The organism is Deltaproteobacteria bacterium, assembly GCA_016874755.1.
Lineage (GTDB): Bacteria > Desulfobacterota > Binatia > UBA9968 > UBA9968 > DP-20.
Window position 1 is genome coordinate 31,220 of record VGTH01000045.1, and the last position, 15,277, is coordinate 46,496.

The following is a 15,277-nucleotide window of genomic DNA, read 5'->3' on the forward strand; positions in this document are numbered from 1 at the left end:
TAGCGGCCTGCTGGATGCCGCGGGCCTCTTGCTGGCACCGGCCGTTTGATCTATGTAAAGGGGAATCCGAAGCTAAAAGGAGAACGCCATGAAAGACGGATTTAAAGTCATCGACGCCGACCGACATATTCTAGAGCCGACCGATTTGTATCAGAGATATTTGCCTGAAAAGTTCAAAAAACGGGTCCACCTTGCGGGTCCGAACCAGACGGTCCGCGAAGTCGATGGCAAGCCGGTCTCGGATTCTTCGATTCGTCCGAACCGGAGCATGGAAGATTTCGGTTATATCTTTGCTTCTTCAAAAGCGTGGCGCGAATGCTTCGCCGATGCTTACGCCAACAAGTTCGATCCGGCGTCCAACCTGCGTGACATGGATCGCGAGGGCATCGACATCAGCGTGCTGTTTCCGACCATCGGCCTATACATCATGTGGCGTGACGACATCGATCCCGAGCTGAGCGCGGCGATCTGCCGGGCCTATAATACTTGGCTCGCCGATTACTGCGACCACAATCGTAAACGGCTCTATGGCGTTATGTTGATCCCACTGCAGGATCCCAAGCTCGCGGTGGAAGAGGTTAAGTACGCGCGCGAGAAATTGGGCCATGTGGGTATCTTCTGGCGGCCAAACAAAATGTGCGGGCGGACTTTTGCCAGCCCTGACTACTATCCGATTTACGATGTCTGTTCGGAGTTGGGCGTGACCATTTGCGTGCATGAGGGCGCGCGCACGGTGCTGCCGCAGGCGGGCAACGATCGCTACAGTGAATTCGGGCGCCATGTTGCTTGCCATCCGCTGGAACAGATGCTCGCTTCCTTGAACTTCTGCGCCGACGGCATTTTGGAGAAATTCCCCAAACTGAAAGTCGCGCACCTGGAATCCGGCTGCGGTTGGGCGCCCTTCTGGCTTGAGCGCATGGACGAGCACTGGGAACATGAGTCGCACGGCTCGGCGAAACTGACCAAAGAAAAACCGAGCTACTATTTCAAACGGCAATGCTGGATCAGCTCGGAAGCGGGCGAAGAGCTGACGCCGGTGTTCTGCGAGCACGTCGGCGACGACTATTTGATGATCGCCACCGATTATCCGCACAGCGATGCCATCGGGAAATTCCCCGACAAGACCGTGGGTGCCATCAGTGGCAACGAGAAAATCTCCAAAGCCTCGCGCGCCAAGATTCTCTGGGACAATCCGACCAAGGCATTCGGCTTGGGGGCGTAGCTGAGCTGCGAAAAATTTAAACAGAGCGTGAAGAAAAGGCCCGGCGTGTGAACCCGGGCCTTTTCGTTTTTTATGGCTGGAACGAAGAAGCGTGGCGGCACGACGAGCAGAACCGCGCCCGGTCCATCGCGCACCGGGTCGCCGTTTCTGCGCCAGGTGACGCATCGCGAGGAAAAATGGAACCGTGGGCAATGGCCGTTCAACATCAGCGCGTTCTCGCAGGGGATCGATCTCCATTTGCGCAACAAAGTGACGTTCTTCGTCGGCGAGAACGGCCGCGGCAAATCGACCCTTCTGGAAGCGATCGCCGAATGCTGCGGTTTTGACCCCCAAGGCGGCAACCGCGATCACAACATCGAAGCGTTTCGCGAGCGCTCTGCGCTGGCCCAGGCGCTGAGCCTTTCGTGGCTGCCAAAAGTTACCGAAGGGTTCTTTTTGCGCGCCGAGAGCTTTTACAATTTCGCGACGTACCTCGACCAAGTCTCCAATCTGCGCGCCTATGGCGGCAAGTCGCTGCACGCGCAATCGCACGGCGAATCGTTCTTGGCGCTGTTTGTAAACCGTTTCGAGCAGGGTCTCTATCTGCTCGACGAGCCGGAAGCCGCGCTGTCGCCGCAGCGGCAGTTGTCGTTTCTCAAAATCATCCATGATTTGGCAGAGCCGGGCCACGCGCAGTTTCTTATCGCGACGCACTCGCCAATTATTTTGAGCTATCCGGGCGCTGCGCTATTCAGTCTGGATGGGGATTCGATCCGAGAAATCGCCTACAGCGAGACCGAGCATTATCGGGTGACACGTGACTTTCTCAATGCCCCGGAGCGGTTCCTCAAACGACTCTTCGAAGAGCCCGAAGAGTAGGGGCGACCGGTTGGTCGCCCGTTTTCCGGAAACTGAAATGTAGAATGTAGGATGGGTTGAGCGAAGCGCTACCCATGCGGTGCAATCGTTGGCGGAAGATGGGTTTCGCCGCTTCTTGGATGCCCATGGAACAAAACATGGACTCTTTCGTCTAAGAAAGAGTTAAATCGATGGCCTGGCACGCCCAGGCCTACTGGTATCCCCTAGGAGGTTCCGATGAGAGCGAATGCATTGGCACTCAGAATCAAGGGATTGTCGTCGATGGCTGCCATGTTAGCACTGGTCACCAGTTGTAGCTTTGAGACCTCTTCGGATCGCTCTAAGGTTGCTTCCCCACCGCCGCCTCCACCGCCGTCTAGTGCACCCGCACCAAGGGACTCCGTGGCCCGCGAACAGCGCTCTGCGCCTGCAATGGGCGGTGGGTTATCGCGCCCCTATCCAATGCCGCCCTATTATCCGCGCCCGCCGGTTATTCCGCCCAGCACCGACCGCTTTCCGGATAAAGAGCCCGCCGGTGTGCTGAGCGTCGCCGAACATCCGGTCTCAACTTTTAGCGTCGACGTCGATACCGCGTCCTACGCTTTTGTCCGCCGCAATCTGACCTCCGGGCGCTTGCCGGCGCGTGAGGCGGTGCGCGTCGAAGAGATGATCAACTATTTCCCTTACAACTATCCGGCACCGAAGAATCGTGGTGAGCCCTTTCGTGTGACGACCACGGTCATGCCCAGTCCTTGGAGCCGGGACAATCGGCTAATGCACATCGCCATCCGCGGTTACGATATCGAGCGCTCCGAGCGGCCACGGGCAAATATCGTTCTGCTCGTTGATACTTCGGGCTCGATGGCGCCGGCGGACCGGCTGCCGCTTTTGCAGCAGGGCTTTCGCTTGTTCACACAGCAGCTTCGGGATGACGATCAGGTCGCCATCGTCACCTACGCCGGGCAGGCGCACACTGCGCTGGAGCCGACTAGCGGCCGCGACCGGCACAAGATTATCGACGTCATCGACAATCTGCGCGCGTCGGGTTCCACGGCTGGCGGCGATGGTCTGCGGCGCGCCTATCGTCTGGCTGAGCGGCACTTCGATCGCGAGGCGGTCAATCGGGTGATTTTGGCTACTGACGGCGACTTCAACGTTGGCATCACCGATCCGAAAGAGCTCGAACGATTCATCGCCGACAAGCGCAAAACCGGCATTTATCTTTCGATTCTCGGCGTCGGTACGGGCAATCTCAACGATGCGCTGATGCAGTGCTTGGCTCAAGCCGGTAACGGCAACGCGGCGCATATCGACTCGCTCCTCGAAGCGCGCAAAGTCTTAAGCGAAGAGATGGCATCGACGCTGTTTACCATTGCCGACGATGTCAAAGTGCGAGTCGAGTTCAATCCGGCGCAAGTCGCCGAATATAGGCTGATCGGCTACGAAACCCGCATGCTGCGGCGCGAAGATTTCAAAGACGACAAGGTCGACGCCGGCGACATCGGTGCCGGCCATACGGTCGCGGCGATCTATGAGATTACCCCCGTAGACGCGCGCGAACGGCGCATCGACCCGCTGCGCTATCAACGAGAGAAAGAGTCAAATGTGCCAAGCAGCACTCGCCGCGACGAACTCGCCTTCGTCAAGCTACGCTACAAGCTTCCCGGTGAATCGACGAGCCGGTTGATCGAACGACCGGTGCGCGAGGCTGATGCCTTTGCCAATTTTGAGCGTGCCCCGGAAGATCAGCGCTTTTCCGTGGCCGTCGCTGCCTTCGCACAGCGGTTGCGCGGCGAAAGCGCGCCTGACCGCATGACCTACGGCGAAATCGCAACCATGGCCAACGAAGCACGCGGTCGCGATCCCGAAGGCTACCGCGCCGAGTTCGTCCGCCTCGTGCGCATGGCGGAGACGCTCGGGGCGACAGCACGGCTTCGGTGAGGAGCTCCATGATCTAAAAAGTTTGCTTCCCTTGGCCAATCCGGGTTAGAGTTCGGCTGTTCGAGTTTCAATGCTAATGGGCAGCCACGGCGAACAATCTGTCATGCCGCCAGCTTCCTTGAAAGGAAGTCGGCGGTATCACCAACTATCAGACCAATCTTCCGCAAATTGCATGGACTCTATCGCGCTGATGCGCGGACTGCGGGTTTTGTCCTACCCGAGAGCGTTCATCCGTTATTGGGCGGTGGAGATAAGTCTCAAGAAACGTGTTCTGAAGACGAGTCAGCCATAAATAAAATGCGTTGCGTTCGAGTGCTACTGTTCGAACTAAAGCAATATTAAACAGATATCCATTCCTAAACAGTGGAACGTGGAAACGTCCGTGACCAGCAAGCCAGATTCTCTGAAAGACCTAACCGAAATCATCCGTAGCGGCCTTGAAGCCTATCCTAAGGATGGTTTGAAGAAACCGATGACGGCCTTGTTCGGTGATAGGTACCAGAAACGAGACTTCGAGCCTACGATGCTCCGCGATGCTTATGGACTCGCCAACGAAGGTGAGGATTCTGGTGTCCCATATGCCGGGTTTATCAACCCCGCCAACCCACCAAGCGGCCCGTACGGCGGAACGAGCCTTGTATGGTTCCCGACAAGCGATGCGGGAACACTTATCGGCTTCGGCGTCGGCACGCGAGGGCTTACCCCTGATGAAGGAATCCTAATGCGGCCCGGTCACCGGCGACGCATCGTAGCATTGCGACGGTACTTGTCCTGGCTCGGAGTAGAAGCTTGGACAAAGCCCGATCCCGCAGCTCTTGGAGTGGTAGTTCCCAAGGGTGTGCGTGAACGCTTCCCTGGATTTGAAAAAACATTCCAACGCTACGGCCGCGAAATGTATTGCAACGCGGTTGTACCAAGAACTGATGCAGAAAAGGCTCATAAAGTTGTACAGGCATTTATTGATCTGTACGCCCTTGAGCGGAATTGGCAAATTTTGAAGGCCTTCGAACCCGAATATACCAGCCTACATGATGCACTACGCGCCAATCTTTTCATTGTTCCTAACGTTAACGCTGTGAACGACCTCCTCCAACAGCGACGGTTTGTCATTTTGCAGGGTCCCCCGGGAACAGGAAAGACACGCCTCGCCGGTGAAGTTCTCAAAAGTGTTTTTAAAGGGCATGGAATGACGGTGCAGTTCCATCCCGCGATCACGTATGAAGATTTCGTAGTAGGGCTCTCACCGAATGAAAAAGCCGGCTCCCTGCAGTTTCATGTTCGCAAGGGCTGGCTCCTTGAGGCAATCGCACAAGCTAAGGACCATCCTTTCTTGCTCATCGTCGATGAAGTGAACCGAGCAGATTTGGGTAAAGTCCTCGGAGAGGCAATATTCCTATTCGAGGCTGGAGAGGTCGGCGGAAAGCAAGCGCGTAAAATTTGCTTGCCTCATCCCGTCGATGGGATTTCTGAACTGAGCATTCCAGAGAACTTCTACCTGCTAGCAACAATGAACACCGCTGACCGAAGCATCCAGAACCTTGATCTCGCCGTACGACGCCGCTTTGCGTTCATGACTGTTTCTCCAAATCGTGCCGTTGTAGCGGAAAATGCGCCCGATATTGCCGCCAGCTTTTTTGACCGGCTGGCAGAGGTATTCGTTGAACATGCTCCTGCCGATACTCTCGACTTGATGCCTGGTCATGCCTACTTCCTTGCGGACAATGAAGACGAATTGAAATCGCGCTTCCGACACGAGCTGATACCTCTCATTGACGAGTACCTCCGACAGGGATTTCTAGGACCTGCCTCCAGCGAACTGCATGCCGTCCGTGACGCACTCGAAGATTGGATCCATTGACGCAATGCGCAAGGCGGTCAGACACAGTCCTGCCCACAAGATCCGGCGGTATGTGTTTCACTCGCCGGAACAGAAGCCCCTCTTTGTCGGCACTGACCATGGCAATCCAATAACCATTTCGGCCGAATACTTTGCGCCTAAGCAGCAAGGGGGTGGTTGGGGGCCATTCGCCGAGTCATTCTTGCGAGCCAACGATCTCGCATTCAAACATCTCGAACTCCAGCTGGAGGTCGGCGCAAGCTCACAAGGCACTATCATACGCCTTCACCCCGGCGGCCGGGCTGGCGCAATGCCGTTGTGTTCAGCGCAAACGCAGCAAGTGGTCGGCGGCATTATCATCAAGCCACGCTTTGGATGGGGCGGTGTCGGAGAAGTTCTCAACGAGGTCGGTTGGCATGCTTCACTCGAGTTTGCCGACCTACCGATGGTACCTGGGAGTGGCCGGGAAGTACCCCCGTGGGTGATCGCAGGACCGGTCATATCCCGGCTGGCTGCATTGCTCGCACAAGTTCGGCGCGGCTACCGCGTTGCACATGAGACACTTACGAAACCACGCGGACAAATCATATGGAACGAATACCTCGCCGGACCTCTCCGCACTGGCATGTGGCATCAGCTTCCTTGCACATTCCCAGAGCTATCTAACGACCCTCAATTACGTTCGATGGTGAGGTGGTGTCTTGAACGGCTCCGTCGGGGGCTCCTCGAGACTGGAGGTAACGACAAAACAGCCACCACTTTGGCAATGGTCGCTGAGAAGCTTATCGGGCTCTTGCGCGATGTTCATTCCCGCATGCCTCGGAAAGCTGAGATCGAAGCGCGCATGGGTGGCAGCTACCTTGAGCATGACGCGATTCGGCGAGGCATCGAGGCGATGGGATGGGTCGCTGATGAGCGCGGTCTTGGCGGTGGCCGCGAGCTCGATGGACTCGCATGGCATCTCCCACTTTCTGAACTCTGGGAGTCGTTCGTTGAAATGATTGTTCGTCGGGAAGCATCGCTGGTGGGAGCAGACGTCCGGTGTGGTCGAAAATTAGAGACGGTATTCCCGATACGTTGGACCGATTCTAGCCTGCGGGGCATGTCACATCTCGTCCCAGACTTCGTGGTTAGGCATCGAGATCAAGTAAAAATCATCGATGCGAAATATAAAGCCCACTTTTCTGAATTGGATGAGTCGGGCTGGCTTAAGATGGCCGAGAACTCTCGTGAAGCCCACCGAGCAGATTTCCATCAGGTTCTGGCAGATGCCGCACTTTTCGATGCCAAGCAGACGACGGTCACCCTTGTTTATCCGCTTCGGCACTCGACTTATGAGGCCTTATCCGCGCGCAAGCGCGACGTTGTTCGTGCAGATCTCAGCTTTGCTGGAAGAACGATTCAAGCAGAGCTTCGCGGAGTGCCATTCGGGGCGGAGTGGAATAACTGATCCAGATAAAAAAAAATAGGTGCTTCCCAACAAGGTGTAGAAACAGCCGGCGCGAGAGCTGTTGCCTCGCAAGGGAGAAGACATCTACGTGCTTGAAGCTTAATCGAGCAGCTAATACGCCCCGGTCGTTTGGGGACTCTTGAAGGATGTCCCTGTTCTGACGTAGGTTAGCCGGGTCCAGAGGAGGTGTCTATGCTAACGACGCAAGGAATGCTTCATTTCAGCCTTGCCGTGACCGATCTGGCGCGCAGCCGGAAGTTTTACGAAGAAATTCTTGGCTTGAAAGTCGTTGGCCAGTCACCGCGCATGGTGTTCCTGGAGATTGGTAACGTGCACCTGATTCTCGCCAAGGGCAACGATGTCATGAAGTACGATTCGACCAAGAGCTCGCCTGTGCATCATGCGTTTCGCGTCAAACCGGAGGAGTTTCAATCGTCGATCGATGATCTGCGCCGCAACGGCGTCGAGGTTTTCAATATCGAGAACCGCAACCAAGGCGTGTTCTGGGGGCCGCAGGCTTATTTTCTCGACCCCGACGGTAACAAGCTCGAGATCTACGCCGGGCCCGGAGCCCAGGCGATCGAAGGCGTGGTCGAATTTAACTAGTTATCGGCGGCGCCGCCGCCGAGTCAGTTTAACAATCAGGCAAAATAAGAAGCGCACGCTTTGGGCGGGCGCTTCTTTGAGGATTCTTCCGGACTTCGGGTTAATTCAGCCTTCCGCTTTCATAGCTCCTACTTCTTCGTTGCTGTCCACTTGGTGCCGACCTTCACCGTGCCATCGATCGTGTTGCCGTTCACTCGGCCGGCGTATTCATTGCCGCCCGCGCTAAAGGTGATTTGCTCGCCGTTCATCTTGCCGGTAATCGGCGTTACGACATTACCGTTTCGCAGCGTGCCAGAGAGCATCTGAAAAGTTTGCTTTAGTGTCAGCTCGCCCTGCGGGGTTTGCCAGGTGCCTTCGACCTTGGCGGGTACGATCCACAACATGGCCGTGCACCAGTTGGTGCAGCCTTCGACCCGTTCGGTCTGATCGGGCTTCCACTCTTCCATGTCGAACGAGTTCGAGACGATGCGTGTGCCGGGTTTCAGGTTGAGGATTTTCGGGCGTAGTTTCAGGTTGATACTTGGGAGTAGGAACATCGTGATCACTTGCGCCTGAGAGAAGTCGCTTTCGAAGAGATCGGCCTTCGCGAAGCTTGCCTTGTCGGTGACGCCTTCCTTGGCCGCGTTGCGTTTCGACAACTCGACCATGTCGGGGTTGTACTCGATGCCGTGCGCTTTCGAACCGCGTTTGGCTGCGGTGATGACCGTGCGGCCGTCGCCCGAGCCCAGGTCGATTACGTAGTCCTTTGGCGTGACTTTCGCCATGTCGAGCATTTTGTCCACTAGCGCCTGCGGTGTCGGCACCCAAACCACGTCTTTGCCTGCCTGGCCAACCTCGGGCTGATAGTCTTTGGCGGCCTGCGCAAATACGCTGCTGTAGCTGGCGACTAGCGACAAACAAAGCGCCGCGATTAGCCCGCGCTCAAGTTGCAAACGGTTCATTTTCCCTCCTCAAAGCCCCTATGAATTTCACTCAAGCGTAACATGCCAATCCGGAAAATAAAGGATAGCGCGAGCCATTTTGGGAAGGAGTCCCCTTGCGACTTTGGTCTCAAAGAGGGCTTCGTGGTGAAACACAAACGAGCGCATCGCAACGATAAGCACGCTGATGGGTGGGACGCCACACTAGGATTCTAAACTGCGGATCGCCGGAATGCGCCACGCCACCAGCAGTGTGAGCAGGATGACAATGGCGCCCATGGCCGCGACGGTCATCGGCGCGCCGACAAAGTGCGCGAAGGTGCCGGCGAACAGGGCGCCCAGCGGCATAAATCCGCGATCGAGCATGTACAGGCTCAACACGCGACCGCGCAAACTGTCCGGCACGATCATTTGCAGCATGGTCGCGGTGCTGGCGAGAAAAAACATTTGGAACATGCCAACGAGGACAAGGCTCACCAGCGCCAGCGGAAACCAGGTGATCTGCGAGAAGAGCATCAGAAAACTGCCGAGCACGACGATGCTGCCAATCAGAAACGTCCCCTGGCGCCGGATGCGATCGCCCAGCGAGGCGATGGTGAGAATTGCGATCACCGCGCCGAGGCCGGGCGCCGCCATGAGCAGCCCGAGGCCTTCCGGGCCGATCTTCAACACGTCTTTTTGAAACACCGGCATCAGAGTTTGATAGGGCACGGCGAAAACCCGCGGCACGTAGGCCAGCGTCATCAGCGCGAGCACCGCCGGCGTCGACCAGACGTAGGCGAAGCCTTCTTTGAGATTGGCGAGCGCCGATCCTTTTTTGGCTTCGGCGGGCTGCGGCGGCACGTTCATTTTGTAGATCATCGCTAGCACGCCGAGGTAGGCGACGGCCTGGACAAAAAAATTCTCCGCGGCGCCAAACCAGGCGATCAGTGCGCCGCCCAGCGCCGGACCGATGACCTTCATCATGTTGAAGCCGCCGGAGTTGAGCGCCACCGCGTTGGCCAATTCCTCTTTGGGCACGGCGCTGGGGATCAAACTCATGCGCACCGGTTCAGTGATAGTCCAGGCGATGCCGGTGACTAGCGTGAAAACGAAGAGATGCGATACGTGCAAGTAGGGCGACGCGACCAGCGCGCCAAAAACAACCGCGGTGACGATCAGCACCCACTGCGTGCCGACCAAGAGCTTGCGACGGTCCATGCGATCGGCGGCGACGCCAGCCAAAGGCCCGGTGACGAGAAATGGCAACGCGCGCAGGCCGTTCAGCGCACCGAGCAGCACCGAGTTGCCAGTGAGATCGTAGAGCAGCCAGCCGAGGGTGACTTGCTGCACCCATTGGCCGGCGCTCATCATCACCGTGCCGGTCCAAAGATAGCGAAAGTCGAGATGACGCAGCGATGAAAAGGTCTGAAAGCGCGAACGGCTTGGCGCAGTTTTGACCTGCGAGTCGACTTGTTCGGCGGGTTTTTCTTGTTCGAGAGTTTCGTCGCGGGCCGCTGATTCTGGTCGAGACATGGGACTTGTTTCAACCTAACAAGAATCGGACTGGGTTACGAACGGATTGGCTGTCACTGGCGAACTTGCGCTTCCCAACGTTGCGCCACTGTGTTACAACGCGCCCAAATTCAACGAGCTGGTCCCCCCCTTTGTAAAGGGGGGGGAGGGGGATTTTCTTCTCTTCGCGCGGAGCGAATTTCCCTCGGTCTCCCTTTTACAAACGGAGATGGTAAGGAGGTAACGCTGTGAGCAAAATTATTTCTACGGTTTTTTGTCTCCTTCTGTTACAAACACCGGGCCTCGCTCAGGAGAAAATCAAATTCCCCGTCGGCGTTTCCTCCAAAGTCCTTGGCTACGGCCACCTCTGGGCCGCCTGGCGGCGCGGCTATTTCGACCGCGAAGGCTTCGACGCGCAGGTCGTGCTCATGCGTGGCACCGCGCCGGCGGTGCAGGCGCTGGTCGGTAATTCTATTTCGGCGGCGTTGCTTGCTACCGACGGTACCATCACCGCGGTGGAGCAAGGCGCCGATTTGGTGATGGCGGCGAGCGGCAGCAAGATTACGCATTTCCTGATCGGTGCGAAGAACTACAAGACCTACGAAGATCTGCGCGGGGCAACCATTGGTTCTTCGACGCTAACGTCCGGAACTACGTTTGTCCTGCGGCGAGCTCTCAAATTGAAGGGCTTGGAGTATCCGCGCGATTACAAGTTGCTCAGTGTCGGGGGCACCACCGAGGCATTCTTGGCGATGAACGCTGGGCAAACCGTGGCGTCGATGATGGCGGTGCCCTATGCATTTCGCGCCCAGGAACAGGGATTCAACGTGATCGGCAAAATGTTCGAGGTGTTTCCGAACTATCTGCTTTCTTCGTATTCGTTTCGGCGCAGTTGGGCCGAGAAAAATCGTCCGGTTGTCGTGCGATTTTTTAAAGCGATCATCCGGGCCAAGAAATGGTTCGAGCAAGACAGGAAAACGGCGATCGAATTCTTGTCCAAGGGATTTCAGCTGACGCCGGCGCACGCCGAGAAAGGCTTGGACTTTTATCTGCAAACGCCGTCGTGGAACCCCGAGCTGGAAATCGAAATGGACGGGCTCAAGACCGTCGTCGATATTTATGCTGAGCAAAATAACTTAAAAGGCCCGCCGCCCAATCCGGAAAAATACGTCGACCAGAGTTACTTGCGCCAGGCGCTGAAGGAACTCGGATTGCGATAACCCCCGCTTGTTTTGCGACGTGAAGATTTTGTTTGGATTTGTCGACGGTAAGATCCACGTGCCTTGATGGCAGAAACTGATCTTACTGCAAACAACGTCCCACAAAGCCTGCGGGCTCGGATAGTTGCATGGCTCCACCGGCATGAAAAACAACTCTGGTGGTTTCATAGCCTGTACGCTCTGCTCCTGGGCATCGGCATCATGTGGCTGGGCAACCGCAACTACGCGTTCCTGCGCCTCGCGGTGTTTCACGTCGGTTTCATATGGCTTTCCAGCTTGCTACTGCGGCGAGTGATAGAGTCGACCACGCTGGCGCCAAAATGGGCGGGATGGATTCGCGCGATCATCAACTATTTCAATAAGAACTTTTATCAGCAGGTGCTCTTCTTTGTGCTGCCGATTTATTACGGCAGTGCCACGCTTGCCGCCGGAAATTTTATTTTTGTCGTTTTGATCGCGGTCTCAGCGCTGCTCTCCAGTCTCGATGTCGTTTACGATCGCCAGCTCTCGGTGCGGCGCAGTTTGAGCGCGATCTTTTTCGCTTTCAACCTGTTTGTGCTCATCAACGTCATGTTGCCGGTGCTCTGGAGCGTCAGCAATGCTTGGGCGATGCGGGCAAGCGTTTTGTGCGCGATGGTTGGCTTTGTGACGCTGTACTTTCCGTGGCTGCGGTTGCGCAGCTTCAACCGAGTTGTCGTGGCCGTCGTCGCTGTTGCACTGGTCGTGCTCGTCGAGCTTGGCCGCGCCTACGTGCCGCCGGCACCGCTGTGCTTGGTGTGGAGCGAGTTTGGCCGCGAATTCGACAAGAGCGCAATGCGCGTGACCAATCCGGTAGAGTCCCTCGAACCCGGTGGTCCGCTGCGGCTTTGGGGATTGACCGCGATCCGTGCACCCCTCGGCCTAAAAGAACGGGTGCGCCATCGCTGGTATCTGGACGATAAACTGATTTTCAGCTCGGCAGCTTTCGAGATTACCGGTGGGCGTGAGGACGGCTTTCGGCTATGGACGGTTGTATCGATTGAAAAACTCTCTGCCGGTTCAAAACTTTACGTCGATGTCGAGACCGAGAGTGGACAATTGATCGGACGAGCACGCATCAGAGTGCCAGAGTAGGATATCTCGCGCCAAGGCGCCAAGACGCCAAGTTGCGATAATTAGTGTTTCTTAACTTTGCGCCTTAGCGCCTTTGCTGGCCCCCCTTTTTCAAAGGGGGGAATCGAACTGCCACTGACGTTAAGTCTCGAAGCGTCGCTCTTGTTAGTGCTCGTGTTGCTTGTCGTTTGCTGAGGCTGAAATCACGATAATCTGCGCTGTGGCGCAAGTTTTGTACCGCGTTAAGGTCCGCAGCCATAAAGCTGAAAATAATTTTTGTCTTCTTGTCAGTTCATTCGCAAATGTTGCTTGCAAACCGCTATGTGTCCACTCTACTCGTTTGAAGCCTGCGCGTTCCAGGGCATATTGTGCGGCTTGATACATGGCGCAATAAGCGCGGCTCACTGCAGAGTTATAGAGGCCTTTGTCATAGCAAAGTCCAGCAGCTTCAAGGGATTCCGTCGCTTTGTTTGTGTCCATCGTTCAGCGACCCATGTTAGTGTAAAGCCAATGCAGTAACAAGCTATCGTGAATTCGAGGTTAGACATGAACATTGATCTACATTCTCATTACTTTCCCATCGAAACACTGACCAATCCAGGCAAATACGAAAACCGCACGCCGAAGCTTGTGCTCGACAAAGGAAAGCTTGCTGTGACTTCAGCGATTGGTTCCCGCCCCAACCTCGGCGCGGGCGCGTACGATCCGGTGGCGCGGATCAAGGCGTTGGATGAGATGCAGATCGACATGCAGGCGATTTCGCCGTCGCCGATTCTTTTGTTCTATTGGGAAGACGCCGCCGTCGCGGCGCACTTTTCACGCAAGCAGAATGAGGCGATTCAGGATGTTGTTAAGAAATATCCCGATCGCTTTGTGGGTTTCGGCAGCGTGCCGCTGCAGAGCGTGGCGGAATCGATTGCCATCGCCGAAGAGGCGAAGAGCATGGGGCTGAAGGGTTTGGAGATCGGCAATGCCGTTGGCGACAAGCCGCTGGACGATCCGGTGTTCGAGCCGTTTTTTGATGCGGCGCAGAAGTTGGATTTGTTGTTGTTCGTGCATCCGCTCGAGGGCGGGCTCGATGCTGACGATCCGTTGTCGCCGGTGCTCGGCAACGTGCTGCATTTTACTTTTCGCACGACGCTGATGGTCGAGCGGATGATTCTCAAAGGCATGTTCGTGAAATATCCTAACCTGCGTCTGTGTTTGTCCCACGGCGGCGGGTTGCTGGCGTTTAATATTTGGCGGCTGGATCATTCCTACGGGCTGCGGGCGGATTTGAAGAAAGTCATTTCGCAGAAGCCGTCTGAATATTTGAAGAAGATGTACTTCGATACGATCGTTCATTCCGCGGCCGCGCTGCACTATCTGGTGCAAGTGGTCGGCGCCGATCGGGTTGTAATTGGCACTGACTACCCAATGGGTATGGGGGATTTCGAATCGGTCAAGAAAGTGCTGGAGCTGAACGTGTCGGCGCAAGAACGGGAGCAAATCCTCGGCGGCAACGCCGCGCAGGCACTGGGGTTGTGAGACGGCGCGGCAATTAACCGCGCCGCTTGTTGAACGACTTACTGCCAGTAGAGCTTGCGATAAGTGTCGATTAGCACAGCATCCTGGTTTCCCGTCAAAAATTCGATCAGCGTGCGATTAAACTCCTCGGCGCGCTCGTACTGCGGCCAGTGGCCGGACTTGTCGACCAGTACGAAGCGCGAGCCGGGTACACTTTGGTGCACCTTGAACGCCACCGGCCAGGGGCAGGTCGGGTTGTGCGTCGTCCAGAAAAATAGTATTGGCGCCTGAAGTTTGGGGATGCGATCGATCAAGTGATAAACTTCCCGGTCGCGGCTCTGCAGCACTTCCTGCATCGCCGGGTTGCTGTAGATCTTCAACCGGATGTCGACCAATTCGTCGGGCAATTCTTTGGGATCGTGGAACAACCACTCCATCCGTTTGCGGATGGTTTCGTTTGTCGGCGTTCCGGTGGCGTCGCGCGTCAGTTGTTGCAGCTGGTTTAGGCCAGCCATTTGGCCGTGCTCGTTGGATGGTATGCCGCCGACGATCAGTCCCATTCGGTGGACCCGCTCGGGATGCTCGGACGCGGTCAGCACGCTGATTTGCCCGCCCTGTGATTCGCCGATTAGGTGCGCCTTTTGAATGCCTGCAGCGTCCATGAAGTCGAGCAGATGCTTCGAGAAGTTCGGGAGATTGTAGGCGACCTTGGGTTTGTCGGTCTAACCGTGGCCGAGAGAGTCGATGGCCAGCACGCGGAACTTTTCCGCGAGTGGAACTAAATTGCGCACCCAGGTCTCCGCGTGACCGCCGGCGCCGTGCAGCAGAATCACCGGCTCGCCTTCGCCTTTTTCAAAGCAGCGCGTGCGCACGCCGCCGGCGTTGTAATAGCGCTCGTATGTGGCAAGTGTCTCCAGTTCTTGGGATGCCATGTTTTGCTGCTTCTTTGGCCGATTTCTAATGACTCTCAGACTAGGTGAGCCTGAATAACAGAGCGCTGACCCAAGAGTTACACGCCGACCCATATCTTGTGCTTGTTTTTCAGCGCTGGAGCTATGATCAAAGCGTGTGGAAATAGGAAATAGGTAGGCGTACCCTTTCGCGAATCTAAAAACGAAAGGCTGCCTGTTGGCGCAGGCAGGAAAGGATACG

Annotated in this window: 14 protein-coding genes; 9 read left to right on the forward strand and 5 right to left on the reverse strand. The window is 56.3% G+C overall.

Annotated features, from left to right (window positions below):
• Nucleotides 1-88 precede the first annotated feature (88 nt).
• From FJ145_21655 to FJ145_21680, 6 genes are all read left to right on the forward strand, one after another.
• Complete coding sequence (locus tag FJ145_21655) at nt 89-1,222, forward strand: amidohydrolase (protein ID MBM4264014.1); 1,134 nt, start codon at nt 89-91, stop codon at nt 1,220-1,222.
• Nucleotides 1,223-1,294: 72 nt separating this feature from the next.
• Nucleotides 1,295-2,080, forward strand: coding sequence for an AAA family ATPase (locus tag FJ145_21660; GenBank protein MBM4264015.1), 786 nt, complete (start codon nt 1,295-1,297; stop codon nt 2,078-2,080).
• Nucleotides 2,081-2,296: 216 nt separating this feature from the next.
• Nucleotides 2,297-4,000, forward strand: a complete 1,704-nt coding sequence (locus FJ145_21665) for a VWA domain-containing protein (protein ID MBM4264016.1) — start codon at nt 2,297-2,299, stop codon at nt 3,998-4,000.
• Between the two features lie 382 nt (nt 4,001-4,382).
• Nucleotides 4,383-5,858 carry a restriction endonuclease gene (locus FJ145_21670; GenBank protein MBM4264017.1) on the forward strand — a complete coding sequence of 492 codons (1,476 nt, stop codon included), beginning with the start codon at nt 4,383-4,385 and terminating at the stop codon, nt 5,856-5,858.
• A complete protein-coding gene (locus FJ145_21675) occupies nt 5,821-7,287 on the forward strand; it encodes a hypothetical protein (protein ID MBM4264018.1) in 1,467 nt (488 codons plus the stop codon). The genes FJ145_21670 and FJ145_21675 overlap by 38 nt, the downstream gene beginning before the upstream one ends.
• A gap of 192 nt (nt 7,288-7,479) precedes the next feature.
• Complete coding sequence (locus tag FJ145_21680) at nt 7,480-7,893, forward strand: hypothetical protein (GenBank protein MBM4264019.1); 414 nt, start codon at nt 7,480-7,482, stop codon at nt 7,891-7,893.
• A 128-nt stretch (nt 7,894-8,021) separates the two neighbouring features.
• Here FJ145_21680 and FJ145_21685 read toward each other — a convergent pair whose 3' ends face one another.
• Both FJ145_21685 and FJ145_21690 read right to left on the reverse strand, forming a co-directional pair.
• A complete protein-coding gene (locus FJ145_21685; GenBank protein MBM4264020.1) occupies nt 8,022-8,834 on the reverse strand; it encodes a class I SAM-dependent methyltransferase in 813 nt (270 codons plus the stop codon).
• Nucleotides 8,835-9,017: 183 nt separating this feature from the next.
• The gene (locus tag FJ145_21690; GenBank protein ID MBM4264021.1) at nt 9,018-10,328 is read right to left on the reverse strand and encodes an MFS transporter; all 1,311 of its coding nucleotides are present in this window, start codon (nt 10,326-10,328) and stop codon (nt 9,018-9,020) included.
• 227 nt (nt 10,329-10,555) lie between these two features.
• On the opposite strand from FJ145_21690, the gene FJ145_21695 reads away from it, so the two are divergent.
• Nucleotides 10,556-11,527, forward strand: a complete 972-nt coding sequence (locus FJ145_21695) for an ABC transporter substrate-binding protein (protein MBM4264022.1) — start codon at nt 10,556-10,558, stop codon at nt 11,525-11,527.
• 66 nt (nt 11,528-11,593) lie between these two features.
• The gene (locus FJ145_21700; GenBank protein ID MBM4264023.1) at nt 11,594-12,640 is read left to right on the forward strand and encodes a DUF2914 domain-containing protein; all 1,047 of its coding nucleotides are present in this window, start codon (nt 11,594-11,596) and stop codon (nt 12,638-12,640) included.
• Nucleotides 12,641-12,784: 144 nt separating this feature from the next.
• Here the strand turns inward: FJ145_21700 and FJ145_21705 are convergent, their stop codons facing one another.
• On the reverse strand, nt 12,785-13,099 hold the full coding sequence (locus FJ145_21705) for a HEPN domain-containing protein (GenBank protein MBM4264024.1): 315 nt from the start codon (nt 13,097-13,099) through the stop codon (nt 12,785-12,787).
• A gap of 66 nt (nt 13,100-13,165) precedes the next feature.
• Here FJ145_21705 and FJ145_21710 point away from each other — a divergent pair, with 66 nt between their 5' ends.
• Nucleotides 13,166-14,146, forward strand: coding sequence for an amidohydrolase (locus FJ145_21710; GenBank protein ID MBM4264025.1), 981 nt, complete (start codon nt 13,166-13,168; stop codon nt 14,144-14,146).
• A 38-nt stretch (nt 14,147-14,184) separates the two neighbouring features.
• On the opposite strand, the gene FJ145_21715 is transcribed toward FJ145_21710, so the two are convergent.
• A complete protein-coding gene (locus FJ145_21715; protein MBM4264026.1) occupies nt 14,185-14,787 on the reverse strand; it encodes an alpha/beta fold hydrolase in 603 nt (200 codons plus the stop codon).
• Nucleotides 14,788-14,847: 60 nt separating this feature from the next.
• Nucleotides 14,848-15,057 carry a hypothetical protein gene (locus FJ145_21720; GenBank protein MBM4264027.1) on the reverse strand — a complete coding sequence of 70 codons (210 nt, stop codon included), beginning with the start codon at nt 15,055-15,057 and terminating at the stop codon, nt 14,848-14,850.
• Between the last annotated feature and the right edge of the window lie 220 nt (nt 15,058-15,277).